The organism is Streptomyces cyslabdanicus (assembly GCF_052663305.1).
The window spans coordinates 62,315-88,394 of the sequence record NZ_JBQRUW010000052.1 but is presented as its reverse complement, the minus strand read 5'-3'; the positions used below and the strand labels follow the sequence as shown (position 1 = coordinate 88,394).

Here is a 26,080-nt window from a genome sequence, read left to right as displayed (position 1 = left end):
GGCTCCACGAGCTTCAACATCCGCAACGACAGCAAGCACAGGGTCGAGTTCTTCCGCGGCGCGACCTGCGACAACGGCGCCCCCGTCGCCACCGTCGGCCCCTGGAGCGACGCCACCAACGTCAGGGTCGAGCACGTCAGGGGCGGCGTCCACGTCAAGCACGGAGTGGTCGGTAGCTTCCGGGTGGTCAAGCGCCACCACGGCGGCGGCGGCGACTACGACGACGACTTCTAAACCCAGACGCGCCATGCGACCCATATAGAACCCCGGCCCGCCGTAATCGGGCCGGGGTTCTGGTCTCAGTCCCCCCGGGACGCTCGGCACGTGGCGCCGCCCGCACCTGCTCCTTGTCCGACAGTGCACGCGCCTTGCTCGCCATCCTAGAACGGCCGGAAGGCGTTGCGAGACCGCCCGCGCTGACGTCCCTCTGCTTCACCGGTTCACCCCAAGGGGGATTCCCCCTGAAACACCCCCAGTTGGCGGTGTTCCCCAGCAGCGATCACGGTTTCCGTCACGGAAGCCGGGTGAGCCCGAACGGGTGACGACAGCGAAAGCCGCGCACCTGGTGCGGCTCCCCCCGACCCGGCCCCATCCAAGACAGCATGGGATGACTGATATGAACAATCGCCTGGTGGAGGACGCGAGCGACGACAACTACGTCATGGACATCCTCGACATCACCTGCACCCCCGCGCTACCGCGCCTCGGACACCCGGTCCGCTGGGAAATGGACAGCTACCTCAAAGAGACCGTCGACCTGACCCAGGTCACCTGCAGGGTCATCATGAAGATCGGCCCCATGAAAATACTGGACAAGAGCTACAAGCTGCCCGACCTGCTCGCACACATGGGCACACACCTCTCCGGCGACACCCACCCACCCGCCGGCCCCTGGAAACAGACCTGGGACCTGCAGATCCCCAGGACAGTACCCGTGGCCAGACACCGACTCCACCTACGCGCCCGGACAGAAGACGGGAAGAACTTCCTCGCCCTCGACATCCCCGTCGCCTTCACCCACAGCTGGACCACCACCAACGACAACATCAACCCGCCACACCGCCACGCACTCGACAGAGACCTCACCGGAGCACTCTGACCAAGAGTTCCTCCCTCCCCCCGCGAGACCCTCACCCGCCCGACGCGGCCATGGTCTGGGGCGTTTCTCCTGCCGCCGCCCTTGGTCACTGCCGATGCCGCGGCCCCTCGGTCGCGCCCGGGTTCAGTCGCTTCACGCGCTCCCGTGGGCCGCCGTGACCAGCACCGATCGAAACACCGGTGACCACACCGGCAACTCGTCACTCACGGCGCCCTGTTGACGCGTGTCAATGGTGATCATAGGCTGCCTCGCCGTCGGCCCCAACGCGCACGCGGAATCCAGGTTCCGTCCGTCTACGCGCGGCCGCCCCTCGTCGACCCGTCGACGGCGGGTCCGGGGTCGCTGCCCGACAGCGCCACCTGCACCGCCCCGAACCGACAACTCCGGGAGGAGCAAGTGAGAAGACGTCTCGCGGCCGCCTGCGCCGCCTCAGCCGTCATCACCACCTTCGCGTTGACCGGCACGCTCGCCGGACCCGCCGCCGCAGCGCCCGACGCGCCGCCCGGGTCCGCCACCGCAGCGCAGGCCAGGTCGGAGAAAGCGGCCACCGCGACCGATCCCGTCACGCACGAGGAAAACGACCGCGTTCCTCAGGGCTCGCTCTGGACGGAGCACTACTTCCCCTCCTCGGACGGCAGCGGGGTCGAGCTGCACGCCGATGTGCTGCGCCCGGCAGACCTGCCGGCGGATGCGAAGACGCCGGTGATCCTGTCGGTGGGCCCGTACTTCTCCCACGCGGGGGAGACCGCTCCCGCGGGCTGGGACCGGGTCGGACCATCGGCGCGCTTTCAGGACTTCATCGAAGGTGCGCGGCTCATGGAGCGCGGGTACACCTTCGTGATGGTCGACCTGCGCGGCTTCGGCGGCAGCACCGGGTGCCTGGACTTCCTCGGCCCGGGGGAGCAGGCCGACATCAAGGCGGCCGTCGAGTGGGCGGCGAGCCGGCCGTGGTCGACGGGCAAGGTCGGCATGTACGGCAAGTCGTACGACGCCAACACCGGTCTTGCGGCCAACACCCTCAAGCTCAAGCCCCTGCGGGCGATCGTCTCCCAGGAACCGACGTGGAACAGGTACAACTACCTGTACAGCAACGGGGTGCCGCGCTCCAACATGACCAGCACCCCGCGGAGTTACTACTCGATCGCGACGATGGCGCCGCTGGCGGACGACAGCGACCACTACAAGGCGAACGCGGGGTACGAGAAGAACCACCCCGAGTGCGAGAGCGACAACCTCACCAACACCCAGAACCCGGACCCGAAGTCGCCGTTCTGGCGCGCCCGTGACTTCGCCTCCCGCGCCGCCGGATCCCAGACGCCGCTGTTCGTCACGTCGGGCTTCGTCGAGGACAACACCAAGCCCGAGGAGATGCAGAAGTACCTGGCCAACCACCGGGGTCCGCAACGCGGTTGGCTCGGTCAGTGGGAACACGTACGCGGCAACGAGACCGCCGCCGACGGCCGGCTCAAGATGGGACGGGCGGGCTGGTTCGACGAGGTGATGCGGTTCTACGACCAGTACCTCCGCGGCGTCGAACCGTCGGTGACCGACCCGGCGTTCTCCGTCGAGGACAGCCTCGGCCACTGGCGCGCCCAGCCGACCTGGCCGGTGACCGGCGACTCGTACAAGGTGCGGCTGGCGTCCGGGCGGTACGTCGACGACGGCGGCACGACACAGCAGGCCGCCCCCTCGATGACGGCGCCGGAGCCTCAGAGCCCGGGCATCGGGTCTCAGGGACCGGACATCGAGTACGCGCCGGAGGCCGGATCGCCGGCGGCCGACCGGGCGAGTGCGCTCGGCGCCGACGCACCCGGGGACAGCTACTGGACCTGGTCCGCGCCCGCCGCCGAGCAGGTGCGGATCACGGGCAGCCCGGAGATCACGCTGAAGACCAGGGGCCAGGGCAACGTCTGGGTACGACTGTGGGACGTCGCTCCTGACGGCAAGGCGACGATGTTCGACGAGAACGTCGCACTGCTGAAGAGCAGCGGATCGACCTCCTTCGCTCTGAAGGCGACGGACTGGACCTTCCAGCAAGGGCACCGGCTGGGGGTCCAGATCGGAACCATCACCTCGAACGGCTGGCGGAGCGTTCCCTCGGACGAGACGGTCACGGTCTCCGACGCGCGACTCGCCCTCGAGGTGCAGGACCCGCGGTTCGACTCGCCGACCCAGGGTGACCGCTCGCCGTACCTGGACACGTACGTGCGGGCGAACACCACCACGCTGAACAACGTCGGCGCCCCCACCTTCCCGCTGAGCACCCCAAAGGGCTGAGCACCTCACAGAACGCATGACCTGCCGGCTGCCCGGCACCCGCCTGTGCGGGTGCCGGGCAGCGTCGCGTATGGCGTGACCTGCACAAACGCACCCTCTCCGACCAGACGGGTCGTCACTTTTGCCCAGGGGCGGCGACCCCAAACGCAATGTGACGCAGCTCATAACATCCTGGCTTTTTCGCGTGCGCCCGCGCTTGATAGAAATGGCCCCGCGTTCCTGTCCGTCGACGGTCGCCCCTCTCCCCTTTTTTCTCCACCCCGCCCCCTGTCGCTTTCGCATGCTCTGGGAACGCCCGTGTCCTCCCCCGCGCCCGCGCTCTCGCGCGGTTCCTCCTGGCCCCTCGTCGCCCTTTTCACGGCGGGCTACCTCGCGCCCTACCTGCTGCCCACCGTCGTCGGCCGCCTCGGTGACCGGCTGGGCCTCGGACCCGCTCAGGCGGGACTCGTCGGCAGTGCGCTGCTGTTGAGTTCGGCCACGGCGGGCTTCACGCTCGCGGCACGCGTCGAGCGGTTCGGGCCACGGCGTCTGGCCCGCTCCGGGCTGCTGCTCGCGGCGCTCGGCTACGGCTGCGCGGCCCTGTCGGACAGTGTGCCGGTGGTGGTCGCCGGGGCGATGGCGGGCGGCTTCGGCTCGGGTACGGCGACGGCGGTCGCCGCGTCGGGCATCGCGGCCCAGCGCAATCCGCACCGCACCTCGACCTTCGGGCTGCTGAGCGTGTCCGCGCTCGCCGGCGTCGCCTATCTGACGATCCCTCACCTCGGGCGCGGACACGGACTGCCGTTCGCCGCGATCGCGCTGACTTCGCTGCTGGTGTGGCCCGCGACGGGCCGGCTCACCGGTGCCGTGGCGCCCGGGCGCACGGCGGCCCCGCGCGGCACGCTCCCCTACCGGCGATCGGGGCTCGTCCTCGCGGGCTCGATGCTGTTCTGGTCCATGGCGCAGAACTCGCTGTGGGGCGTGAGCGGCCGGATCGGCCTGCACCAGGCAGGGCTGAGCGAGGTCACCGTCGGCGCGGTCTTCGCGACGGCCCTGGGCGCCGGGCTGCTCGGTGTCATCGGCGCGAGCGCGTTCGGGGCACGGCTGGGGCGGGCGCTGCCGATCGGGGCGGGCACCGCGCTGATCGCCTGCTGCATCGTGGTCAGCGCCTCGGCGGACGGCCTGCCGTCGTTCGCGACCGGCGAGATCGCCTGGAACACCTTCTATCCGATCGTCCTCTCGTACCTCATCGGGTTGGCGGCCTCACTCGACGTGCGCGGTCGCTGGGCGGTGCTGGCCGGGTCCGCGTCCTCGCTGGGCACCGCCTGCGGCCCGCTCGTCGGAAGCCTGCTGTCCGCGCGCGCCGGCTACCCGGCGATGGGCCTGGTCCTGGGCGCCGGGCTGCTCCTGCTGGCGCTGCCGCTGACGGCGGTCGCCCTGCACACCGGCGGCCGGCCGCTCGTCCCCGGTGCGGTCCGGCGTCGGGGCGGCGCCCCGGCCGCGGTGGTCGCGGCCACGACGGGCACCGCGTCCGCCACGGTGCCCCAGGTGGGCGCCGCGGAACAGCCGGTCGTCGAGATCGAGGTGCCGGTCGCCGCACCGGTGCTGGACCGGGAGGCGTTCGGCACCGCGGGCCCACACGGACTCGCCCACGCAGAGGGGGCCGCGGGTACCCACTGAGGGCCGAATCCCTACTCGGCGTCGGCCGTCTGCGCACCGGCCGCGCATGCAGCCGTCTCGTGAACGGTGCCACCGTGGGGCCGGCCGGTTTTCCCGCGCCGCCGTCCCACGCCGCGATGCGGCACACGCGGTCCGGCCGCAGGATGGTGGCATGGTTGCTCGCATGATCGTGGACCCGCCCGGCGAGGGCGGCGGCCGGCAGGTGCATGCCGACGGCGCCCTCCTGGGCACGGCGTACAGCCTGCATGACCTGTCGGTCTTCCTGGAGCGGGCCGGTCTGGAGGGCATGGACGAATTGGACGTGGCCATGTCGCCTCTGGTGGAGTGGCACGGCGGCGGACCCGAGGTGTGGCCGGCCACGGACTGATCCTGGAGCGGTCCCAGTAGGCCCTGTCGTCCTGCGGACCGCCCCCGGCACCGCACGACGTCCGAGCCGGTTTCCTCGCCGCGGTCCTCGTCCCCGCGGCCTTCTTCCCGGCGATCACCGACTGCCGCGACGACGGCGCCGACGGGCCGGCGGGAAGGTGGGCGAGCGACTTCAGCCGGGGCCGGGCGGCACGGGCTCGCCGGGGCCGGGCGGCACGGGCTCGCCGTGGCCGTCGTCCGGCTCCGCAGGGGCGGAGCCGAGGGCCTTCTTGGGCACCTTCCCCCGCCGCGACTTCCCGCTCGCCATCCCGGCAGCCGCACGAGCCAGCTGCGCCTGTAGCTTCTCGAAAGCTGCCGGCCCTGACAGCTCCCGCATCCTGCGACTCCTGCTCATACACCACCAACGCCCCAGCACCACCGCCGGTCACTGCGATACGGCAGAAGGCACACCGTCGAGCCGGCCGGCCGCCACGGTTGATGGCGCTGACGTCGGGCGTCGACGCCGTGCGCGAGGAACCCACCCATCTCCCTCGACTCCGTGTTCGAGCACGTGGCCTTCGCCACGTTTTGCCCATTTCGGGATGGATGGATGCGTATAAGTGGTTCTGAAGCTGGTTGCACTCATCCGACAACCCGTTCCAGGGATCCGAAGAGCAGGAGAATCGTTTGATCACGGCACGTACACGACGCACCGGGCTGGTCGCCACGGCAGGCGTAGTCGGCGGCGTCCTCGCGCTGACGGCCCTCGCCGGTACCAGCAGCGCTGCCACCGGCGGCGGCGACGGCACCGGGGACCACCACCCCACGGCGAAGGCGCGGGCAGACCAGCCGGCCGCGCAGGCGCAGGCGCAGGCAGACCAGCCGGCCGCCCAGGACGCTTCCGCAGCCCGAGTGAAGATCACGCCCACCCAGGGTGCCCGCAGCGTCGGGATCAGCGACTCCGTCAAGGTGACCGTCGGCGACGGCAAGCTCACCAAGGTGACCATGACCGACATCGCGACCGGCGACGCGGTTCCGGGCACCGTGTCCGCGGACGGCACGTCCTGGAAGCCGAGCGGCCAGTTGGAGCGGGCCACCCGGTATCAGGTCACCGCGGATGCCGAGGACGCCAAGGGCCGCCCCGTCACCGGATACGCCACGATCAACACGGTCTCCCCGGCCGGCGACTTCACCGGGCACCTCTCCCCCCAGGACGGCTCGACCGTCGGCGTGGGCATGCCGGTGACGGTCAACTTCAACAAGGCGATAGGCGACAAGGCCGCCGTGCAGTCGAAGATCGAGGTCAGCTCCAGCAGCGGCCAGCACGTCGTCGGTCACTGGTTCAACGACCACCGCCTGGACTTCCGTCCCAGGAACTACTGGAAGCCGGGTTCCACCGTCACCGTCAAGCTCCACCAGCACGGCGCCCAGAAGACGGTCACCTTCAAGATCGGCCGGAGCCAGATCAGCACGGTCGACGCCAAGACGAAGCAGATGACCGTCGTACGGGACGGCAAGACGATCAGGACCATCCCGATCTCGTCCGGCAGCCCCAAGCACCCGACGTACAACGGCCAGATGGTCATCTCCGAGAAGTTCAGGCACATCCGCATGAACGGTGCGACCGTCGGCCTCACGAACAAGCACGGCAAGCCCGCGTACGACATCGCGGACGTACCGCACGCCATGCGCCTGACCGACTCGGGCACGTTCATCCACGGCAACTACTGGAGCGCCGACCCGATCTTCGGCAAGGTCAACACCAGCCACGGCTGCGTGGGGCTGAAGGACGTCAGGGGCGGCGGCGACGACCAGCAGCCCGCGGCGTGGTTCTTCGACAACTCGATGATCGGTGACGTCGTGATCGTCAAGAACTCCGGGGACAGGACCACGCTGGCGCCGGACAACGGCCTCAGCGACTGGAACATGCCGTGGAGCCAGTGGGTCGCGGACAGCACCACGGGCTGACGCGTTTTCGCGCACTGCACGCGTCTGCACAGCCGTGCGAGCCTCCAACGCTGCCCCCATGCTGGAACTGAGGGGGCACGACGGAGGAAGTGGTGACGATGCGGACCGTTGTGGACCTCACTCGCTGCGAGGGCTACGCACAGTGCGTGTTCCTCGCACCGGAGGTGTTCCAGCTGCACGGGGAGGAGGGTCTGCTGTACGCACCGGCCGTCCCCGACGACCAGGTCGAGCGTGTGCGGCAGGCCGCGGCGGCGTGCCCGGTCCAGGCCATCCTCGTCGGTGAAGAGGTGAGTGCCGATGCCCGGTGATCCCGAGGACGGCCGGATCGTCGTCGTCGGTGCGTCGCTGGCCGGGTTGAGGGCCGCGGAGGCGCTGCGCACGGAAGGCTTCACCGGCTCACTGACGGTGGTCGGGGACGAGCCGTACCCGCCCTACGACCGGCCGCCGCTGTCCAAGCAGGTGCTGCTCGGCCAGGCGGCGGCGGACAGTACCGGGCTGCCGATGCGCCGGGACCCGGACGCCGACTGGAGGCTGGGCGTACGGGCCACCGGCCTGGACCCTCTCGCGAAGCAGGTGATGCTGGACGACGGCGGGTCGCTGCCCTACGACCGGCTGCTCATCGCCACCGGGACACGCGCACGCCCCTGGCCCAACCCGGAAGAGGCCGCCCTGGACGGGGTGTTCACCCTGCGCACGCGTGACGACGCCGCGGGGCTGTCCGAACGCCTGGCGGCCGGGCCGCGGCGGGTGCTGGTGATCGGTGCCGGTTTCACCGGCTCGGAGATCGCCTCGGCCTGCCGGGAGCGGGGGCTGGAGGTCACGGTCGCCGAACGCGGCCCCGCGCCCCTGGTGGGCGCGCTCGGCGGCACCCTGGCGAAGCTCGCGGCCGTCATGCACCGCAACCACGGCGTGGACCTGCGCACCGGGGTGACGGTCACCGCCCTGCGCGGAGACGGCAGCGGCCGGCTGACCGGCGCGGAGCTGTCCGACGGCAGCCGCGTCGACGCCGACGTGTGCGTCGTGGCGTTGGGAGCGGTCCGCAACGTCGAATGGCTGGCGGACTCCGAGCTGGTGGCGGGCCCGCGCGGCATCGCCTGCGACGCCGGATGCCGCGCCTTCACCATGTACGGCATCGTCACCGACGACGTCTTCGTGGCCGGCGACGTCTCCCGCTTCCCCCACCCGCTGTTCGGCTACCAGCTGCTCTCCCTGGAGCACTGGGGAAACGCGGTCGAGCAGGCCGAGGTGGCGGCCCACAACATGGTCGCCCCGGGACCCCTGCGACGTCCGCACCTCGCCCTCCCGACGTTCTGGTCGAACCAGTTCGGGCTCAACATCAAGTCGGTGGGCGTGCCCACCTTCTCCGACCATGTGGTCGTCGCCCAGGGCTCGTTGGAGGCGCGCCGTCTGGCGGTGGTCTACGGCTACCAGGGGCGGGTCACCGCCGCGGTCACCGTCGACATGGCCAAGTCGCTCGACCACTACGCGCGTCTGATCGAGACCGCGGCCCCGTTCCCGCCCCCGCCGGGCGCGGCGGACCGTGCGGTCGCGGCCGACGTCCCCCTCCCCTCCGACGTGCCGGATCCGAAGGGGCTGTCCCACGGCCCCACCGTGGCGCTCACCGGATACCTGCCCGACCGCCGGTTGACGGTGGTGCGGCCCACGGGGTGACCTGCGCCCCGCCCGACCACGAGGAGCCACCATGGACTCCGAGACCTTGCTGGCACGGATCACCGACTACGCCAGCCGCCCCGATCCCTACCCGCTGTACGCGGAACTCCGCGAGGCCGGCCCCGTAGTGCGGCAGGCGGACGGCAGCTACCTGGTCGGGACCTACCACGAGATCGCCGCTCTGCTGCACGACCCACGGATGAGCGCCGATCCCCGTACTCGTCGTGAGACGACGCGCAAACCGCCGTTCCTGCGGCTCGACGACCCCGAGCACCACAGGCTGCGCACCCTGGCCATGCGGCCGTTCGGACCGCCGCACAGCCCGGGCCGGGTGGACGCCATGCGCGGCGAGATCGACCGGATCACCAGGGAACTGACGGAGTCCTTCCGGGCGGGCCGGCAGCTCGACATCGTCGACGACTTCGCCTACCCGCTGCCTGTCACGGTGATCTGCCGCCTGCTCGGCGTGCCGCGCGAGGACGAGCCGCTGTTCCGCGCCTGGTCCGACGCTGTGGTCGCGTCCGCCGACGTCAGGCCCGAGGAGGACTCCACCGAGACGGACCAGGCGGGCGACCAGGCACGGATGGAGATGGGCCGGTACCTCGTGAACCTCGCCGAGCGGCGCCGCGACCGACCGAGCGACGACATGCTCTCCGCCTTCGTCAACGAGCCGGACCCCGCCCTGCGGCTCACTCAGGAGGAGCTCGCGGAAACCGCCGTGCTGCTCCTCATCGCGGGACATGAGACCACGGTCAACCTGATCACCAACGGGGTGCTCACCCTGCTGCGCCACCCCGGGCAACTGGACCGTCTGCGCCGCGAACCCGAACTGCTGCCGCGAGCGGTGGAAGAACTGCTGCGCTACGCACCTCCGGTCCAGATGCGCGAACGCATCCCGCACGCCGCCGTCGACGTCGCCGGCACCACCCTTCCCCCGAGCGCGTCCGTCGTTCTCGTGCTGGCCTCGGGCAACCGCGACCCCAAACGGTTCCACGAGCCCGACCGGTTCGACCCCACCCGCCCGGACAACCAGCATTTCGGCTTCGGCAGCGGTATCCATCTGTGCTACGGCGCGCCCCTCGCCCGAATCGAAGCCCAGGCCGCTCTCGGTGCGCTGCTCCCCCACCTCGGCACGGCACGCCTGGTCCAGGACCCGCCCCCCTACCGTCAGAACGCCATGCTCCGCGGTCCCCGCCACCTGCCCGTCCGGCTGTGAGGCCGCGTCAGCACACCCACCACGGTCGCCGTCGCCGTCGTAACCGGTGGCCCCTTGCCGGACCTGACGGAACGAACGGGCCGTGCTGTAGCGTGCGTGCTCATGTCGATCCCGTCCCTGCTTCTGGACCGGCTGCGCCGGACCGGTCTGAGCGATGCGGTGTCCGTGACCCCGGCCGAGGGGGGAGTCGCCGCCCTGGCGGGTGTCGCGACGCTCCGCGAGGGGCCGCCCGTGTTCGTGAAGGCCTTTCGCGAGACGCCCTCTGACGGTCTGTTCACGGCGGAGGCCGAAGGGCTTCGCGTGCTGCGCGAGCTGGGCGGGGCCGCCACCCCGGAGGTGGTGTTCGTGGGCCGGGACGTGCTGGTGCTGTCCGTTCTGCAGCCGCGTCCGGCTGGGAAGGACTTCTGGGAGCGGCTCGCCCACACCCTCGCGCGGCTGCACACCACCACCGTGCACGACCGCTTCGGCTGGTCCCGCGACAACTGGCTGGGGCGCCGCCGGCAGGACAACACCTGGGACACCGACGGTCACGCCTTCTTCGCCCGGCGCCGCCTGCTGCGCTGGCTGCCGGAGCCCCGGGTGCGGGCGGCGCTGGACGAACGGGACCGGCGGGCGCTGGAGCGACTGTGCGAGCGGCTGCCCGAGTTGCTGCCTGCCCGGCCCGCCTGCCTGACCCACGGCGACCTGTGGGCGCACAACATCCTCGCCACCCGGGACGGGCAGCCCGCTCTGATCGACCCGGCGGTCTCCTACATGTGGGCCGAAGTGGACCTGGCCCATCTGTGGTGTTCGCCGCACCCGCCCGAAGCGGCTCGGTTCTTCGCGCGGTACGCGGAGCTGACCGGGCTCGACGACGACTGGCCCGCCAGGATGCCGATCATCCAGTTGCGGCAGCACCTCGCCGTCATCGCCCAGTACGATCACGACTGGGGTGCGGCGGACCAGGTCCGTGCCACGCTCAGGCCGTTCCGTTCGTAGTCGAGCCGTGGTCGAGCTCCCGAACTCGCCGCCGTGGCGGGGAAAGTCCGGCCGGTCCCCCGTTCGGGACCTTCGGCCCGGGATCCGTCGACGGGGCAGCCCCTAGCGTTCACCGCCATGGAGAACGACACGAGCCGGCGGACCGGCCGAACCATCCCCCTGCGGCAGTCCTTCGCGCCCCGCACGTCCGGGCGCGTCGCATGATCGACCACTCCTCCGTCGCGGACACGTCGGTCCCCTGTCCCTCACCGGTGAGCGGGGACCGCCGGTCCGGCTGGGTGATGGTCCTCGCCGGGATCATCGGCTGGTTCGCCGCGTTTCGGCTGACCGTCGACGACTGGCACGTCCTCAAGGACCCGGCCTACCGGCCCTCGTGCGACATCAGCCCGGTCGTGAGCTGCGGCGGCGTCATGTCCAGCCCCCAGGGCAGCCTGTTCGGTTTCCCCAACATGCTCCTCGGGCTCGGCGCCTTCGCCGCGGTGGCCGCTCTCGGCGTGGCCGTGCTCGCGGGCTCCCGTCTCCACCGACTGTTGTGGCTCGCGCTGAACGCGGGGGCGTTGGCGGGCGCGGTACTCGTCCACTGGTTGATCTGGCAGTCGCTGTACGAGCTCAACAAGCTCTGCCCCTACTGCATGGTCGTGTGGGTGGTCACCATCGCCCTGGTCTGGTACGTGACCCTGCACAACCTGGACCGTGGTGTGGTGCCCCTGTCCGCGCGCGGGCGGCGGGTCATCGGCGTCGTGCTGGACACCCACTGGATACTGCTCGGCGCCTGGTACGCGCTCATCGCGGTACTCGTCCTGACCCGGTTCTGGCCGTACTGGAGCAGCCTTCTGTGAAACGGGGAAAGGCGGCCGGGGTGCAGGCGGGCCGCCGCCCCGTGCCGGAGCGTCCGTTCGGCGTATATTGAGGAAAAGGCGGCTCTATTGGCATGAAAAGGTCGATTCCCGCCTTTCACGGCGCCTGACGAACCAACTCACCGGATCCGCCCCCAGGTGGGGCTCGAGTCGAATCCGACCCGTCCGGAGGAGGACGCGATGAGGGACGTGGCGAGCAAACGGGACGTGGACGACCGTCCCGCGGTCACCGAGCGGGTCGTGACACTCACGGTGAACGGCCGGTCGCACACCCTGCGCCTGGACACCCGGGTCACCCTGCTGGACGCCCTGCGGGACCGGCTGGGCCTGGTGGGCACGAAGAAGGGCTGCGACCAGGGTGCCTGCGGTGCGTGCACGGTCCATCTGGACGGCAGGAGGGTGCTGTCCTGCCTGACCCTGGCGGCCCAGGCCGAGGGCCGGGCGATCACCACCATCGAGGGTGTCTCGGGCGCCGACGGGCCGCATCCGGTGCAGAAGGCCTTCATGGAGCACGACGGCTTCCAGTGCGGCTTCTGCACGCCGGGGCAGATCATGTCCGCGGTGGCGCTGATGGCCGAGGGCCGGGCCGGCTCCGACGAGGAGATCCGGGAGTTCATGAGCGGCAACCTGTGCCGCTGCGGTGCCTATCCCAACATCGTGGCCGCGATCCGCGAGGCGGTGTCCGGGGGAGGTCCCGATGCACGGCTTTGACTACGTACGGGCCACCGACACCCAGGAGGCGGTACAGCTGCTGGCGGACGACCCGGCGGCGTCCTGCCTGGCGGGCGGCACCACGCAGCTCGACCTGATGAAGGACGGGGTCCTGGAGCCGCCGCGGTTGATCGACATCACCCGGCTCCCGCTGCACGGCATCGAGCGCCACGGCGAGTCCCTGCACGTGGGGGCGCTCGCCACCATGGAGGAGCTGGCCGCCGACGCCACGGTGGCCGGGCGGCTGCCCGTGGTGCGCGAGTCGCTGCTGCTGGGCGCGTCGGTGCAGCTGCGGAACATGGCCACCATCGCGGGCAACCTGCTGCAGCGCACCCGCTGTCGCTACTTCCGCGACCCGACGGTCGCCGAGTGCAACAAGCGCGCACCGGGCTCCGGCTGTGCCGCGGTGCAGGGCGCGGCGCGTATGCACGCCGTGCTCGGGGTCAGCGAGCGGTGCATCGCGCTGCACGCCTCCGACCTCGCCGTCGCCCTGGTGGCGCTCGGCGCGGTCGTGCACATCCAGGGGGTGTCGGGGCGTCGCACCGTGCCGCTGACGGAGTTCTACCTGACGGCCGACGAGAGCCCCGAGCGCGAGAACGTGCTGGAGCACGCCGAGCTGATCACCGAGGTCGAGATCCCGCTGCCGCCGCCGGCCGCCCGGTCGGGCTACCTCAAGGTCCGCGACCGGATGTCGTACGAGTTCGCCCTCGCCTCGGCCGCGGTGCTGCTCGTCGTGGACGACGGCACGGTGAGCCAGGCCCGCATCGGGCTGGGCGGGGTGGGGTCGAAGCCCTGGCGGGCCTACGAGGCCGAGCACGTACTGACCGGCGCGCCCGCCACGACGGCCACGTTCCAGGACGCGGCCGAGGCCACGATGCGCGAGGCCTGGACCGTCCCGGGTACGGCGTTCAAGGTGCCGCTCGCCCGGCGCACCCTGGTGCGCCAACTGCAGACCGTGTCGGGAGTGACCGTATGAGCACCGTCGAGAGCAGGCCGCTGGTCGGCGCGGGCGTCAGCCGGGTCGACGGCCCGCGCAAGGTCACCGGCACCGCCCCGTACCCCATGGACTTCAGCGTCCCCGGCCAGGCCTACGGCGCCGTGGTGCAGAGCACCGTCGCCGCGGGCCGGATCGTCCGCATGCACACCGGGGCCGCCGAGGGCTCCCCGGGTGTGATCTGCGTACTCACCCACGAGAACGCCCCGAGGGTCGCGACGGGACCGACGACGGCGCTCGGGGAGCCGATGCCCTCACCGCTGCGCAACGACCGGATCCTCCACCACGGTCAGCACATCGCCTTCGTGGTGGCCGAGACCCCGGAGCAGGCCGCCGCCGCGGCACGCCTGGTGCGGGCCGACTACGAGGTAGCGGAGCCGCTGCTGGACCTCCATGACCCCAGGGCCGAGCAACTCGTCGACCCGTGGGGGATGGACCACTCGCGCGGTGACGCCGCAGCAGCGCTGGAAACCGCGGAGGTAACTCTCCGCGCCACGTACACCACGGCGGACAACACCCACAACCCGCTCGGGCTGTTCGCCACCCTCGCCGCGTGGGAGGGCGACACCCTCACCGTCCACGACACCAGCCAGTGGCCGTCGATGGTCCGCACCACCCTCGCCGCGGTCTTCGGTGTCCCCGAGAGCTCGGTGCGGGTCCTGGTGCCCTACGTCGGCGGGGGCTTCGGCGCCGGACTGCGCGTGTGGCCGCACGTGATCCTGACCGCCATGGCCGCCCGGGTGCTGGGCCGCCCGGTCAAGCTGGTCCTGACCCGGCCGCAGATGTTCACCTCGGTCGGGCACCGCCCCAGCGGCGTGCAGTGGCTCGGTGTCGGTGCCACGCGCGAGGGCGACCTGGTCGCCCTCGACCACCGCAGCCTCAGCTCCCTGAGCATGGAGGGCGGCGACTACGAGCCGTTCGCCTCGGCAACCGCCTTCGCCTACCGCTGCCCTCACGTGCGCACACGGGACCGGCAGGCGCGGATCAACGTCCCCGTGCCGACGTCCATGCGCGCCCCGGCCGAGGCGCAGGGCAACTTCGCGCTGGAGTCCGCGCTCGACGAACTGGCCTGGACCCTGCGCATGGACCCCCTGGAGCTGCGGCTGCGCAACCACACGGACGTCGATCCGCGCAACGGGCTGCCCTGGTCCGGCGAGGCGCTCCTGGAGTGCTACGAGGTCGGCGCCCGGCGCTTCGGCTGGTCCGACCGCAATCCCGAGCCGCGCTCCATGCGCGACGGGAACTGGCTCGTCGGCTACGGCATGGCGAGCGCGCTGTTCCCCCACTTCGCGCAGCCCTGCGCGGCGCAGGCCACCGTCAACAGCGACGGCAGCGCGCTGGTGCGCAGCGCCGCGACCGACATCGGCACCGGCACGTACACGGTGATGACCCAACTGGCCGCCGAGGAACTGGGCCTGCCCCTGGACCTGGTCCGCTTCGATCTGGGCGACTCGGACATGCCCAACTCGACGATGGCGGGCGGCTCCGGCCTGACCGGTGCGCTGGGCAACGCCGTGCACGACGCCTGCCGGCGGCTGGTGCGCTCGTTCGCACGGCTCGCGCGTGACGACGCGGACTCGCCCCTGCGGGGCGCGTCCCCGGACGACGTGGAGTCCACCGGTGGGCGGGTCCACCTCGCGGGCCGCCCGGACCGCGGGGAGTCGTACGTCGACATACTCGCCCGGCACGGGCTGTCCGAGCTCACGGCGAACGGGAACAGCACCCCGCCTGTCGCCACCGAGCTGAGCATGTCGCCCGCCGGCGCGTACGGCGCGAAGTTCGTGGAGGTCCGCGTCGACGCCGACCTCGGCCTCATCCGGGTCGCGCGGGTGGTCTCCGCGATCGACGGCGGCCGCATCCTCAACGCCAAGACGGCCAGGAGCCAGATCATCGGCGGGACCGTCGGCGGCATCGGCATGGCTCTGTACGAGGACACCGTCACCGACCCGCGCACCGGGCGCGTCGCGAACGGTACGCTCGCCGACTACCTCGTCGCCGTGAACGCCGACGTGCCCGACCTCGACGTGGTCTTCGTCGGCGAGCCGGACCGATCCACCCCGACCGGCACCAAGGGCGTGGGCGAGGTCGGCCTGGTCGGCATCGCGCCGGCGATCTCCAACGCCGTGTACCACGCCACCGGAAAGCGCCTGCGCGAACTGCCGATCACCCTCGACGCCCTCCTCTGAGCCGTTGCGGGAGGACGTCGGCGCGGGCTTCTCACAGCGCCTTCTGTCCGGTTCGGGTCGGCGTGGGACAAGGGGCGCGCATGGGCAACCCCGGCCCGATTACGGCGGGCCGGGGTGCTACATGGTAGGGCGCATCCGGGTTTAGAAGTCGTCGAAGTCGCCGCCGCCGCCGTGGTGGCGCTTGACCACCCGGAAGCTACCGACCACTCCGTGCTTGACGAAGACGCCGCCCCTGACGTGCTCCACCCTGACGTTGGTGGCGTCGCTGTGGGGGCCGACGGTGGCGACGGGGGAGCCGTTGTCGCAGGTCGCGCCGCGGAAGAACTCGACGGTGTGCTTGCTGTCGTTGCGGATGTTGAAGCTCCTGGAGCCCAGGCCGCTCACCACGGTGATGCAACCGTCGGGGTGGGCGCGGTACTCGCGCTCGTTGATGTAGATCCGGCCGATTTCGTGGTGGCGCTTGCCGTACTCGCCGCCTTCGCCGCCGCCGCCTTCGCCGCCGCGGCCGCCGCCGCCCTCGTTGCCCTTGCCCTGCCCGGACATGCCGTCCATCGGCACCTGGGCCGGAGCGGGCGCCTGCTGGACGACGGCCGGGGCCGCCTCGGGCGCGGGGGCGGCCGTGGCGTAGGTGATGCCGGTCACGGCGAGTCCTGCGGCGGCAGCGACTGCCGCGGTCACGGCGGTGGAACGGGTCATGATCATGGCTGTTCTACTCCTGTCTCAGAGAGGCCGGCTTTGGCAGCCGACGTGTCATCGAACGTAATGAACACCCCCATAGCTGTCATTTCGGGCCTGTCGGAAGGGCAGGGATCAGGGAGCCGAATGGGGGACCCGAAACACCCTCAGACCCGGCTTCGTCGGTGCTGACGGCACGTCAATCTCTCGCAAGCCATGGGTAGATTGATGAGGGATTAGGCCTTCAAGGTGATCTCTGATGCCTGATCACCCGTGCGGCAGCGGGTCGCCTGGAAATACCGCGCCAAGGGCGCACCGGATTCCGGGCGCTCGCCGCCGGCCCTCTACCCGCACCCGCACCGGAGAACCGAGTGTCCGATTTCCATCCTCCGACCGCACCAGCCGCCCAGCCGAACCCGGCCGCCTCCGGACAGCGGCGTCCGCGCACCCTGCTGGCCATGCACGCCGATCTCCCCGGCCGGCTGTTCGACCGCGCCGCCCTGAGCCGGCTCACCACGCTCGCCGACCTCGACCCGGCCCTCGTCGTCGACGACTTCGACGACCCGCGTGCCACCGCGGCCCTGCGCGAGACCGAGGTCGTCGTCAGCGGGTGGGGCTGCCCGCCGCTGGGCGAGGACGTCCTCGCCCGGGCGCCGGCGCTGCGCGCCGTCGTCCACGCCGCCGGATCGGTCAAGCACCACATCACCGACGCCTGCTGGCGGCGCGGGATCCAGGTCAGCTCGGCGGCCTGGGCCAACGCCCTGCCCGTCGCCGAGTACACCGTGGCGGTGATCCTCCTCGCCAACAAGCAGGTGCTGCGCATCCGGGACGACTACCGCGCCCGGCGCGGCGTCGGGCACGACTGGGTGGCCGCCTACGCCCACATCGGGAACTACCGGCGCACGGTCGGCGTCGTCGGCGCCTCCCGTATCGGCCGCCGCGTCCTGGAACTCCTCCGCCCGCACGACCTCGACCTGCTCCTGTACGACCCCTACGTGGACGCGGCGGAGGCCGAACTGCTCGGCGCCCGCTCCGTGGAGCTGGACGAGCTGTGCGCGGCCGGCGACGTGGTCACCGTCCACGCCCCCGAACTGCCCGCCACCCGGCACCTCATCGACCGCCGCCGGCTCGCGCTGTTCCGCGACGACGCGACCCTGGTGAACACCTCCCGTGGTTCCCTGGTCGACCAGGACGCCCTGGTCGAGGAACTCCTCACCGGCCGTCTCAACGCGGTGCTCGACGTCACCGTCCCCGAAGTCCTGCCCGCCGACTCCCCGCTGTACGACCTGCCCAACGTCCTCCTCACCCCGCACGTGGCCGGCTCCCTCGGCGGCGAACTCCACCGCATGGCGGCAGCCGCTGTCGACGAGCTCGCCCGCTACGCCGCCGGCCGCCCCTTCGCTCACCCCGTGCACCGCGAGGAGACCACCCGCTCGGCCTGAGGAGGCCCTGCCCTTCACGACCTGTTCTCGCTGGTGCGGTTCCACGCCGTCGTGTTGACGCGTGCTCAGGTATTGCGCCCGGTGTTCCGCGCGCTTCGCTCGACGTTGGCTGGAAGTCGCCCGTGGTGGCTAGAGTCTGGGGCATGTCGAAGGTGGATGTCGGCCGCTATCTGGAGCGACTGGGTGTCACGGCTCCCGACGTGCCGTCCTTGGCGGGGCTGCGGGCGCTGCACGCCGCGCACGTGGCCCGGGTGCCCTACGAGACCCTGGAGATCCATCTGGGGCGGGCGACAACGGTGGACCCCGAGGAGTCGGTGGCCCGGATCCTGCGGGGGCGCGGCGGCTACTGCTTCCACCTCAACGGGGCGTTCGCCACCCTGCTCGACGCCCTGGGGTACGCCGTGACGTGGCACCGCGGCGGAGTCCAGGGCAGTCGAACGGCTCGGCCGCCCGGCGCGAACGCCAACCATCTGGCCCTCACAGTCGCCTGCGAGGGCGAGACCTGGTTCGTCGACGTCGGGCTCGGTGACGCGCTGTACGAGCCGCTGCCGCTCCGTGCCGGGGAGTACCGGCAGGGGCCGTTCGCCTACCGGCTCTCGCGGTCGGCGGTCGAGCCCGACGGGTGGCGCTTCGAGCACGACCCCCGCGGCTCCTTCGCGGGGATGGACTTCTCCCTGACGCCCGCCGGGCCGGAGGACTTCGCCGCACAACACCGGGAGTTGTCCACCTCGCCGAGTTCGGGGTTTGTGCGGGTCGTCTCCGCGATCCGCAGGGACGCGGCCGGCACGGACGAGCTCCGGGGCTGCGTACTGGTCCGGACGGACGGTGACGGGCGGTCGGAGCGGAGACTGACCACCGCGGCCGCCTGGTTCGGTGCCCTCGCGGACGTCTTCGGGCTCGCCCTCACCGACGTCGGCGAGGAGGAGCGGTCCGCGCTCTGGGGCAGGGCGCGGTCGGCCCACCAGGCGTGGCTCGCCGCCCGCTCCGACTGACCGGGGGGGCCTAGGGGGCGGCGGTGAGTGCCGGAAGGAGACGATGCGCGTTGTCGCGGTTGATGCGGCGGCGCTGCTGTTCGTCGAGTGCGGGGTCGTTGTCGAGCGCGGGTGCGGTGACACCCGTGACCAGCTGGGCCGGGGTGGGCGGCCAGTCACTGCCGTAGAGGATCCGGGAGGAGTCCACGACGGACAGCAGACTGGGCGTGGACGAGGGCGACATGGGGCCGGCCGTGTCGTAGTAGAAGCGGTGCAGGTAGTCGCGGACCCGGGCGGGTTCGACCTTGGGCGTCAGGAAGTCGCCGAACGCCTCCACGCGGCCGGCGATGTACGGCAGGAAGCCGCCTCCGTGCGGCAGGACGAAGGTGAGGTTCGGGTAGCGGTCCAGCGTGCCGTTGATGATGAGGTTGATCGCCGCGCGCGTGGTGTCCATCAGGAAGTCGCACAGGAACGGCGGTACGCCCTCCAGCTCCGCGCCGCCGCCGGGGACGTCCATCGGGTGCGTACTGACCACGGCCGAGCGTTCGTTCAGCTCCGCCAGGATTCCGTCCTGGTCGGGGTGGCCGAGGTAGACCCCCTTGACGCTGGTCCGCACGCTGACGCCGACGGCCCCGAGCTCGTCCATCCCATGGGTGAGCGACCACCTCGACAGGTCCGGGCTGTCGAGGAACAGCGGGGTGTAGAAGGCGAAGCGGTCGGGATGGCTCGCGACCAGGTCGCCGGCGGCCTGCAGGGCGACCCGGGCGCTTTCCTTGCGCACCTTCGGGTCCTGGAGGCGGCCCAGCATCGCGACGGTGAACACGCTGGTGCGGATGCCCGCCTCGTCCATCATCGTGAGCGCGGTGCCGAGGTCCCACTGGGTCCACCAGGGCAGGCGCCGACGCTGGACGATCTCCTGTTTCTCCGCCCAGTCGAGCCATTGTGGCGCGGTGAAGTGGTGGTGCACGTCCACGCGCTCCCGGCGTGCGTCGCCCTCCGCCGCCGTCGGCCCGCTGGTGCCCGTGCCGGCCAGTGGGGCCGTGCCCGCAGCCGTCTGTACGGATGTCATGGACAGGCTCCCCTGTTCTGTGGTGACGCCGAGGAAGTCGATCGTGCGGGGGTGGGTTCTCGCGCCGCGGTGGCCGTCAGCGCCCGAGGATCCGAAGCAGAACGCCGGTCAGTTCCTTTTCCCTGTCCGCCGTCTCGGCCTCGGCCCGCCAGGCCACGAAGCCGTCGGGCCGGACCAGCACCGCGCCCTCCCGTGCGACGCCGTGCGCCGAGGACCAGTTGGCACCGCCGCCGGTGTCCAGGTCGTACTCCGCTCCGTCGCCGACGGAGTAGACGTCGAGCGGTACGTTGAGCCGCGCGCCCACCGTGCGGGCCGCGGTGCGCCAGTCGGGACCCCCGCAGAGCAGGACGAAAGAGCGCTCGTACAGGTCAATGGTGGAGACCTTCGCGCCGTCACGTGTGACCCACAGGTGCGGTGCACGGCTTCCGGGCTCGCCGTCCAGGCACAGGACGTCCGGGATGACGTCCTGAGTCGTCGCGCCGACCACCGCGCCGGACGCGTAGCGATAGCCCAGCGCCACGGTCATCAGGTCCGCGGAGTCGTTCGAAGCCGTCCGGGCCGAGTAGCCGGGGTGCTGTTCACGAGCGGCCTGAACGGTCGCTCGCGCGCTGGTGGCCTGGGCCACCGGCCGGCGCTCGGCCTCGTAGCTGTCCAGCAGCGTCGAGCCCGCCCAGCCGCGCAGGACCGCGGCGACCTTCCAGGCAAGGTTGTGCGCGTCCTGGATACCGGTGTTGGATCCGAACGCCCCGGTCGGCGGCATTTCGTGGGCGGAGTCACCCATGAGGAACACGCGCCCGTCCCGATAGCTGTTCGCCACGCGGTCCGCCGCGTGCCACGGCGCCTTCCCGGTGATCTCCACGTCCAGATCGCGCACGCCGGCCGCCGCCCGGATGTGCTCGGTGATCCGGCTTTCGGTGAAGTGCTCCAGCGTCTGTCCGCGCTCGGGGAACCAGGGCACGTGGAAGACCCACTGCTCCTCGTTGTCCACGGGCAGCAGCACGCCTTCGCCGACGGGGTCGGTGACGTAGCAAACGACGAACTTCTGCTCCCCCGCGACCTCGCGCAGCAACTTGCTGCGGAAGGTGACGCTGACGTTGTGGAACAGGTCGCCCGAGCCCGAGTGTTCGATCCCGAGCCGCTCGCGGACGGGGCTGCGGGGGCCGTCGGCGGCGAACAGGTAGTCCGACCTCACCGTGTACGTCTCACCGGTGTCCCGGGCCTGAAGGACGGACCGCACGCCGTCCGCGTCCTGGCTGAAGGACAGCAGCTCCGTGCCGAAGCGCACGTCCCCGCCCAGGTCGCGGGCGCCTTGCAGCAGTACCGGCTCCAGATCGTTCTGGCTGCAGGCGCAGCGGACGGTCGAGCACAGGTCCATCTCCGGCGGCCTGCCGGTGATCCGCGCCGAGAGCCATCGCCGGCTCTCGCCGCGCAGGGTGTCCACCTGAAGAATTCCGTGGTTCTTCGACAGCATGGTCGCGGCCTTCCGGATGTCCGGCTCGAGGCCCGCGGTCCGGAACAGTTCCATCGTCCGCATGTTGTTGCCACGTCCACGCGGATGCGCCGACGTGGCGGCATGGCGCTCGACGACACGGTGCGGGATGCCCAGGCGCCCGAGGAACACGGATGCGGACAAGCCCACGAGTGAGCCCCCCACGACCAGGACGGGCACATACTCGTTGCCGCGATCATTCATCGCGTTCTCTCCTCTGGAATCAGCATCTCCGCGGCGCGGTGGCCGATGGGTTCCGTGACTCGCTCTCATCTCTTGTGCCATGTACGGCGAGCCGATAAGCAGTGATCACCCGAACAGCGGAGAATCCGCCCCGCCGCGGCCCGTGCGCACGGCCCCGACGACCGTGCGGGATGCCGGTGGGTGCGATCGGGCGAATCGCGTTTACGTAAGGGATCCTTCCGGGGACCCGTGGATCGTCAGTCGTACATCTGCTGTCCCGTGCCGGGGCGGAAGCTTTGAGAAAGGCCGGGATGATGACTCAGCTCGACGAACGGGACACCACGGACTCGACGGCGGACGCGGTCGCGGCGGCCTCGCGCGGTGCGGTGGCGTATCGCGCCAACCCCTATCCGGTGTACGCGTGCCTGCGCGAGTCGGCCCCGGTGTGCCGCCTGTCTCCCCCGCACGGGGTGGAGACGTACCTGATCACCCGGTTCGACGACGCCAAGGCCGCCCTGACGGACCCGCGCATCAGCAAGGACATGTACGCGGCGATGGACGCGTACCACACCATTTTCGGTGACTCGTCCATCGCGCTCGACGACAACATGCTCTTCTCCGACCCGCCCAAGCACACCCGGCTGCGCCGCATCGTCAACAGGGCGTTCAGCCCGCGCCGTATCGAGTCCTTGGGTCCTCGGATTCAGCAGATCACCGACGAACTGCTGGACCGCTGCTCCACCGACGCGCCCGTCGACCTGCTGTCGTCCTTCGCCTTCCCGCTCCCCCTCATCGTGATCTGCGAGCTCATGGGAATTCCCGAGGACGAGCGCGCGGAGGTTCAGAAGTGGTGCACCATCGTCGCGCGCACCGGATTCAGCAAGGAGGACAAGGAGAAACTGGCCCAGGCCGAGGGAGCGCTGCGCGACTATTTCGCCGAGCTCATCCTGCGCAAGCGCGAGAGCGCGTCCGACGACCTGCTCAGTGATCTGATCCGGACGCAGGACGAGCAGGGGGCCATGACCGACGGGGAGCTTCTGTCGACCCTGTGGGTGCTGCTGTTCGCCGGCCACAAGACGACCGCGTACCTCATCGGCAACGCCGTGTTCAACCTGCTGACCCACCGCGACCAGTTGCACGAGGTTCTGGAGGATCCGGAACTCCTGCCGAACGCCATCGAGGAGGTCATCCGCTTCGAGGGATCGGTGGAGAACGCGACGTTCCGGCACGCGCTGGAGGACATCGACATCAGGGGCATGCTCATTCCCAAGGGTTCCCTCGTGCAGATCGCGATCGCCTCCGCGAACCGGGATCCGGAGAAGTTCGCGTGCCCTGACGTCTTCGACGTCAAGCGGCAGGGCCTGCAGAGCGCGCACCTCGGCTTCGGCAGCGGGGCGCACTACTGCCTCGGCGCGCCGTTGGCCAGACTGGAAATGCGGACGGCGTTGACCACGCTCTTCCAGAGGTTCCCGAAGATCGACCTCGATTTCCCGGCGTCCGAGGCGGAGTGGCTCAAGGTCCCGTTCCCCGCGTTCCGGGGACTGGAGAGGCTTCCCGTCGCGCTGGTTCCGTGACCCCCCTCCCCCACAGGGACTGGACGCCCGTGTGGTCGGCTCCGCGCCGACCGCCGGGCGTCCGGGCGTCTCCCGTGCGGTGTCCGCGGCCTCACCCGGTGAAGAGCTGCTTGGCCTTCAGGACGAGTTCGTAGAGGCCGTAGCACAGGGGCGCGCCCACCCACAGCCAGGACAGGACGATCAGTGCTCGCCGGTCAGGCGGGCTGCTCGCGTCGGCCATCGGCGGCCTCCTTCGATGCGGGAACGTGGTGGCGGGGATGGACGGGCCGTACGAACTCGTTGGCGACGAACCCGACGAGCAGCAGCCCGATCATGATCATGAAGGAGAGTCCGTAGAGGGCCGAACCGTGCTTGCCGGCCTCCTCCTGGCGGTCGGCGATCCGGTTCACGATCAGCGGGCCGAGGACACCGGCGGTCGACCAGGCGGTGAGCAGCCGGCCGTGGATCGCGCCGACCTGGTAGGTCCCGAACAGGTCCTGCAGATAGGCGGGGATCGTCGCGAAGCCGCCGCCGTAGAAGGAGAGGATCACGAAGGCGCACAGGACGAACAACGGCTTGGACGAGTCGCCGAACGACGCGATGAGCAGGTACATGAGCGCGCCGACGCCCAGGTAGACGCGGTAGATGTTCTTGCGTCCGATCAGGTCGGAGGTCGAGGACCAGCCGATGCGGCCCGCCATGTTGGCCGCGGACAGCAGGGCGACGAAGCCGGCGGCCGCGAGCGCCGACACCGGGGCGGAGGTGTCCGCGAAGAAGTCCGTGATCATCGGGGCGGCCTTCTCGAGGATGCCGATGCCGGCGGTCACGTTCATGCAGAGCACGAGCCACAGGCACCAGAACTGCGGGGTGCGCACGGCGCTGCGGGCGGAGACCTGCACGCCGGCGAGGGCGCTCGGCGCGCTCTCGACCGGCTTCCTGGCGCGCGGGACCCGCACCAGCAGGACGCCCAGGGACATGAAGACGGCGTAGGACAGCCCGTGCACGAGGAAGGCGAGGGCGATCCCCGAGTGGTCGGCGCCGAACGAGTCCAGCATCTGCGCCGACCAGGGCGAGGCGATCAGCGCGCCGCCGCCGAAGCCCATGATGGCGATGCCGGTGGCCATGCCGGGCCGGTCCGGGAACCACTTGATCAAGGTGGAGACGGGCGAGATGTAGCCGATGCCCAGTCCGATGCCGCCGACGAACCCGTAGCCGAGGACGATCAGCCAGTACTGCTCGGTCTGCGCCCCCAGTGCGGCGAGCAGGAATCCGGAGGAGAAGCAGACGAGGGCGACGGTCATCGCCCAGCGCGGTCCGTTGCGCTCCACGAGCGTGCCGCCGAACGCGGCGGACAGACCGAGCATCACGATGGCCAGCTGGAACGGCAGCGCGCTTTCGGTGCCGTCGAGGTGGAGCGCGGACTCCAGGGGTGGTTTGAACACGCTCCAGGCGTAGGCCTGGCCGATGGACAGGTGGACCGACAGAGCGGCGGGCGGAACCAGCCAGCGGCTCCATCCTGGGGGAGCTACAGGAGGACTCGTGATCCCGGACGGTACGAATCCCGTGTCTGCTTGAACACCGTGCGGTCGACCGTATGCGGTAAGCGGTATCCATGCGACGAACGGTCGTACCGGCCGGTTTCTCCTATCCCAGGGCGGCCAGGAGCCCGCGCTCCGTGTCCGGGGCGAGTCCCGCGCGGCGTGGCCGGTCGAGTCCCAGCTCGCGTTCCCAGCGCAGGGTGTCGACAAGGAGGTCGGTGCGGGAACGGTGGCGCAGGCCCGCGGCAGCGGCGGCGGATCCGTCGCGCGCCGCCCAGCCCTCCCATCCCGGTTCGACCACCCACATGGGCAGTGAGTCGGGGCCCATGTACTCGGCCACTCCGTGCGCGAGGAGCTGCTGGGAGGCGACGGTGACGACCGGTCCGGTGTGCCCGCCGACGTCCCGGGACAGCTCGATCCACTCGGCGAAGGACACGGTCGGGCCCACCGCGTTGTACGTTCCCGTGGTGCGGCGTTCCGCGGCGTCAAGGAGCCAGGTCGCCAGGTCGCGTACGTCGATGGTCTGCGTCGGCGCCTGCGGCGTGTCGGGAACGAGCAGCGGCGCCCGGGGGGCACGGGCGGCGCGGGCGACCCAGTAGCCGGCGCGGTCGCTGCGGTCACCGGGCCCTCCGATGAGTCCGGCCCGTGCGATCAGGAGTCGGTCGGCCAGGACCGTCCGGGAGAGCGTTTCGCAGGCGGACTTGGCCTCGCCGTACAGCTCGCGCTCGACCTCTTCCCGCTCCGTGGCGGCCAACAGGGCGGCGGACTCGTCCGCGCCGGGCTCGCCCTGGGAGGCGTACGCGCTGACCGAGGAGACGTAGATCCAGTGCCGTGCCCGCGCGCCCAGGGCCGCGACAGCCCGCCGTACGAAGCCGGGTTGCCAGGACACCTCGAGCACGGCGTCCCATTCCCGGTCGGGCAGGCCCGCGTACGCGGCGGGGTCGCGCCGATCCGCGGCCACCAGATGCGCGCCTTCCGCCACGGGCCCGCTGTCGCCGCGCGCCAGACAGGTCACCCGGTGGCCGCGGTCGAGGGCCTGTCGGGAAAACTCACGCCCGAGCCAGGCCGTACCGCCGAGGACAAGGATCTCCATGCGTTCCATGACCGCACCCCATCAGCTCGGCCCCGGTCACGCCAAGGGGATTCTGCCGTCGGCAGAAGGCGTCCACGGCTCCTGGTTCAGGCCCAGTTCTCGTTGC

General features: G+C 71.0%; 23 protein-coding genes and 1 pseudogene. 17 read left to right on the top strand and 7 right to left on the bottom strand.

Going from position 1 to position 26,080, the window contains the following annotated elements:
• The 5 genes and pseudogenes from ACTYVM_RS29275 to ACTYVM_RS29255 all read left to right on the top strand — a co-directional run.
• Positions 1-234: pseudogene (locus ACTYVM_RS29275) on the top strand (hypothetical protein); the annotation flags it as partial.
• A 382-nt stretch (positions 235-616) separates the two neighbouring features.
• Positions 617-1,099, top strand: coding sequence for a hypothetical protein (locus ACTYVM_RS29270; protein WP_445528835.1), 483 nt, complete (start codon positions 617-619; stop codon positions 1,097-1,099).
• 396 nt (positions 1,100-1,495) lie between these two features.
• Complete coding sequence (locus ACTYVM_RS29265) at positions 1,496-3,376, top strand: CocE/NonD family hydrolase (protein ID WP_445528834.1); 1,881 nt, start codon at positions 1,496-1,498, stop codon at positions 3,374-3,376.
• A 297-nt stretch (positions 3,377-3,673) separates the two neighbouring features.
• Positions 3,674-5,035, top strand: coding sequence for an MFS transporter (locus tag ACTYVM_RS29260; RefSeq protein ID WP_445528833.1), 1,362 nt, complete (start codon positions 3,674-3,676; stop codon positions 5,033-5,035).
• A 151-nt stretch (positions 5,036-5,186) separates the two neighbouring features.
• Positions 5,187-5,402, top strand: a complete 216-nt coding sequence (locus ACTYVM_RS29255; RefSeq protein ID WP_445528832.1) for a hypothetical protein — start codon at positions 5,187-5,189, stop codon at positions 5,400-5,402.
• A gap of 171 nt (positions 5,403-5,573) precedes the next feature.
• On the opposite strand, the gene ACTYVM_RS29250 is transcribed toward ACTYVM_RS29255, so the two are convergent.
• Positions 5,574-5,777 (bottom strand): hypothetical protein, encoded by a 204-nt coding sequence (locus ACTYVM_RS29250; protein WP_445528831.1) that lies wholly within the window; start codon positions 5,775-5,777, stop codon positions 5,574-5,576.
• 290 nt (positions 5,778-6,067) lie between these two features.
• Here ACTYVM_RS29250 and ACTYVM_RS29245 point away from each other — a divergent pair, with 290 nt between their 5' ends.
• The 9 genes from ACTYVM_RS29245 to ACTYVM_RS29205 all read left to right on the top strand — a co-directional run bounded on the left by ACTYVM_RS29245 (position 6,068) and on the right by ACTYVM_RS29205 (position 15,961).
• On the top strand, positions 6,068-7,348 hold the full coding sequence (locus ACTYVM_RS29245) for a L,D-transpeptidase (protein WP_445528830.1): 1,281 nt from the start codon (positions 6,068-6,070) through the stop codon (positions 7,346-7,348).
• Between the two features lie 98 nt (positions 7,349-7,446).
• Positions 7,447-7,656 carry a ferredoxin gene (locus tag ACTYVM_RS29240; RefSeq protein WP_445528829.1) on the top strand — a complete coding sequence of 70 codons (210 nt, stop codon included), beginning with the start codon at positions 7,447-7,449 and terminating at the stop codon, positions 7,654-7,656.
• Positions 7,646-9,019 carry an NAD(P)/FAD-dependent oxidoreductase gene (locus ACTYVM_RS29235; protein WP_445528828.1) on the top strand — a complete coding sequence of 458 codons (1,374 nt, stop codon included), beginning with the start codon at positions 7,646-7,648 and terminating at the stop codon, positions 9,017-9,019. Before ACTYVM_RS29240 ends, ACTYVM_RS29235 begins: the two co-directional genes overlap by 11 nt.
• 31 nt (positions 9,020-9,050) lie before the next feature.
• On the top strand, positions 9,051-10,235 hold the full coding sequence (locus tag ACTYVM_RS29230; RefSeq protein WP_445528827.1) for a cytochrome P450: 1,185 nt from the start codon (positions 9,051-9,053) through the stop codon (positions 10,233-10,235).
• Between the two features lie 102 nt (positions 10,236-10,337).
• Positions 10,338-11,213 (top strand): fructosamine kinase family protein, encoded by an 876-nt coding sequence (locus tag ACTYVM_RS29225; protein ID WP_445528826.1) that lies wholly within the window; start codon positions 10,338-10,340, stop codon positions 11,211-11,213.
• 200 nt (positions 11,214-11,413) lie between these two features.
• Positions 11,414-12,052 carry a vitamin K epoxide reductase family protein gene (locus ACTYVM_RS29220; RefSeq protein ID WP_445528825.1) on the top strand — a complete coding sequence of 213 codons (639 nt, stop codon included), beginning with the start codon at positions 11,414-11,416 and terminating at the stop codon, positions 12,050-12,052.
• Positions 12,053-12,250: 198 nt separating this feature from the next.
• Complete coding sequence (locus tag ACTYVM_RS29215; RefSeq protein WP_445528824.1) at positions 12,251-12,781, top strand: (2Fe-2S)-binding protein; 531 nt, start codon at positions 12,251-12,253, stop codon at positions 12,779-12,781.
• Positions 12,768-13,757, top strand: coding sequence for an FAD binding domain-containing protein (locus ACTYVM_RS29210; RefSeq protein WP_445528823.1), 990 nt, complete (start codon positions 12,768-12,770; stop codon positions 13,755-13,757). The genes ACTYVM_RS29215 and ACTYVM_RS29210 overlap by 14 nt, the downstream gene beginning before the upstream one ends.
• Positions 13,754-15,961: a xanthine dehydrogenase family protein molybdopterin-binding subunit gene (locus ACTYVM_RS29205; RefSeq protein WP_445528822.1), complete on the top strand. Its 2,208-nt coding sequence runs from the start codon at positions 13,754-13,756 to the stop codon at positions 15,959-15,961. The genes ACTYVM_RS29210 and ACTYVM_RS29205 overlap by 4 nt, the downstream gene beginning before the upstream one ends.
• 141 nt (positions 15,962-16,102) lie before the next feature.
• On the opposite strand, the gene ACTYVM_RS29200 is transcribed toward ACTYVM_RS29205, so the two are convergent.
• Positions 16,103-16,663, bottom strand: a complete 561-nt coding sequence (locus ACTYVM_RS29200; protein WP_445528821.1) for a hypothetical protein — start codon at positions 16,661-16,663, stop codon at positions 16,103-16,105.
• A 431-nt stretch (positions 16,664-17,094) separates the two neighbouring features.
• On the opposite strand from ACTYVM_RS29200, the gene ACTYVM_RS29195 reads away from it, so the two are divergent.
• Together ACTYVM_RS29195 and ACTYVM_RS29190 are read left to right on the top strand one after the other, a co-directional pair.
• Positions 17,095-18,078 carry a hydroxyacid dehydrogenase gene (locus ACTYVM_RS29195; protein WP_445528844.1) on the top strand — a complete coding sequence of 328 codons (984 nt, stop codon included), beginning with the start codon at positions 17,095-17,097 and terminating at the stop codon, positions 18,076-18,078.
• A gap of 143 nt (positions 18,079-18,221) precedes the next feature.
• Positions 18,222-19,070 carry an arylamine N-acetyltransferase family protein gene (locus tag ACTYVM_RS29190; protein WP_445528820.1) on the top strand — a complete coding sequence of 283 codons (849 nt, stop codon included), beginning with the start codon at positions 18,222-18,224 and terminating at the stop codon, positions 19,068-19,070.
• Between the two features lie 10 nt (positions 19,071-19,080).
• Here the strand turns inward: ACTYVM_RS29190 and ACTYVM_RS29185 are convergent, their stop codons facing one another.
• Positions 19,081-20,118: an amidohydrolase family protein gene (locus ACTYVM_RS29185; protein WP_445528819.1), complete on the bottom strand. Its 1,038-nt coding sequence runs from the start codon at positions 20,116-20,118 to the stop codon at positions 19,081-19,083.
• Between the two features lie 76 nt (positions 20,119-20,194).
• A complete protein-coding gene (locus tag ACTYVM_RS29180) occupies positions 20,195-21,811 on the bottom strand; it encodes an FAD-dependent oxidoreductase (RefSeq protein WP_445528818.1) in 1,617 nt (538 codons plus the stop codon).
• Between the two features lie 293 nt (positions 21,812-22,104).
• Here ACTYVM_RS29180 and ACTYVM_RS29175 point away from each other — a divergent pair, with 293 nt between their 5' ends.
• Positions 22,105-23,364, top strand: coding sequence for a cytochrome P450 family protein (locus tag ACTYVM_RS29175; RefSeq protein ID WP_445528843.1), 1,260 nt, complete (start codon positions 22,105-22,107; stop codon positions 23,362-23,364).
• A 91-nt stretch (positions 23,365-23,455) separates the two neighbouring features.
• On the opposite strand, the gene ACTYVM_RS29170 is transcribed toward ACTYVM_RS29175, so the two are convergent.
• The 3 genes from ACTYVM_RS29170 to ACTYVM_RS29160 form a co-directional block, all read right to left on the bottom strand.
• Positions 23,456-23,584, bottom strand: coding sequence for an MFS transporter small subunit (locus ACTYVM_RS29170; protein ID WP_400033518.1), 129 nt, complete (start codon positions 23,582-23,584; stop codon positions 23,456-23,458).
• Positions 23,559-24,887, bottom strand: a complete 1,329-nt coding sequence (locus tag ACTYVM_RS29165; protein ID WP_445528842.1) for an OFA family MFS transporter — start codon at positions 24,885-24,887, stop codon at positions 23,559-23,561. The genes ACTYVM_RS29170 and ACTYVM_RS29165 overlap by 26 nt, the downstream gene beginning before the upstream one ends.
• A 100-nt stretch (positions 24,888-24,987) precedes the next feature.
• Positions 24,988-25,974: an NAD-dependent epimerase/dehydratase family protein gene (locus tag ACTYVM_RS29160; protein ID WP_445528841.1), complete on the bottom strand. Its 987-nt coding sequence runs from the start codon at positions 25,972-25,974 to the stop codon at positions 24,988-24,990.
• Between the last annotated feature and the right edge of the window lie 106 nt (positions 25,975-26,080).

Coding starts and splice junctions, on each gene's coding strand:
- ACTYVM_RS29270 (WP_445528835.1), top strand. CDS start 617: ATGAACAATCGCCTGGTGGAGGACGCGAGCGACGACAACTACGTCATG.
- ACTYVM_RS29255 (WP_445528832.1), top strand. CDS start 5,187: ATGGTTGCTCGCATGATCGTGGACCCGCCCGGCGAGGGCGGCGGCCGG.
- ACTYVM_RS29250 (WP_445528831.1), bottom strand. CDS start 5,777: ATGCGGGAGCTGTCAGGGCCGGCAGCTTTCGAGAAGCTACAGGCGCAG.
- ACTYVM_RS29240 (WP_445528829.1), top strand. CDS start 7,447: ATGCGGACCGTTGTGGACCTCACTCGCTGCGAGGGCTACGCACAGTGC.
- ACTYVM_RS29235 (WP_445528828.1), top strand. CDS start 7,646: ATGCCCGGTGATCCCGAGGACGGCCGGATCGTCGTCGTCGGTGCGTCG.
- ACTYVM_RS29230 (WP_445528827.1), top strand. CDS start 9,051: ATGGACTCCGAGACCTTGCTGGCACGGATCACCGACTACGCCAGCCGC.
- ACTYVM_RS29225 (WP_445528826.1), top strand. CDS start 10,338: ATGTCGATCCCGTCCCTGCTTCTGGACCGGCTGCGCCGGACCGGTCTG.
- ACTYVM_RS29220 (WP_445528825.1), top strand. CDS start 11,414: ATGATCGACCACTCCTCCGTCGCGGACACGTCGGTCCCCTGTCCCTCA.
- ACTYVM_RS29215 (WP_445528824.1), top strand. CDS start 12,251: ATGAGGGACGTGGCGAGCAAACGGGACGTGGACGACCGTCCCGCGGTC.
- ACTYVM_RS29210 (WP_445528823.1), top strand. CDS start 12,768: ATGCACGGCTTTGACTACGTACGGGCCACCGACACCCAGGAGGCGGTA.
- ACTYVM_RS29205 (WP_445528822.1), top strand. CDS start 13,754: ATGAGCACCGTCGAGAGCAGGCCGCTGGTCGGCGCGGGCGTCAGCCGG.
- ACTYVM_RS29200 (WP_445528821.1), bottom strand. CDS start 16,663: ATGATCATGACCCGTTCCACCGCCGTGACCGCGGCAGTCGCTGCCGCC.
- ACTYVM_RS29195 (WP_445528844.1), top strand. CDS start 17,095: ATGCACGCCGATCTCCCCGGCCGGCTGTTCGACCGCGCCGCCCTGAGC.
- ACTYVM_RS29190 (WP_445528820.1), top strand. CDS start 18,222: ATGTCGAAGGTGGATGTCGGCCGCTATCTGGAGCGACTGGGTGTCACG.
- ACTYVM_RS29185 (WP_445528819.1), bottom strand. CDS start 20,118: ATGACATCCGTACAGACGGCTGCGGGCACGGCCCCACTGGCCGGCACG.
- ACTYVM_RS29180 (WP_445528818.1), bottom strand. CDS start 21,811: ATGAATGATCGCGGCAACGAGTATGTGCCCGTCCTGGTCGTGGGGGGC.
- ACTYVM_RS29175 (WP_445528843.1), top strand. CDS start 22,105: ATGACTCAGCTCGACGAACGGGACACCACGGACTCGACGGCGGACGCG.
- ACTYVM_RS29170 (WP_400033518.1), bottom strand. CDS start 23,584: ATGGCCGACGCGAGCAGCCCGCCTGACCGGCGAGCACTGATCGTCCTG.
- ACTYVM_RS29160 (WP_445528841.1), bottom strand. CDS start 25,974: ATGGAGATCCTTGTCCTCGGCGGTACGGCCTGGCTCGGGCGTGAGTTT.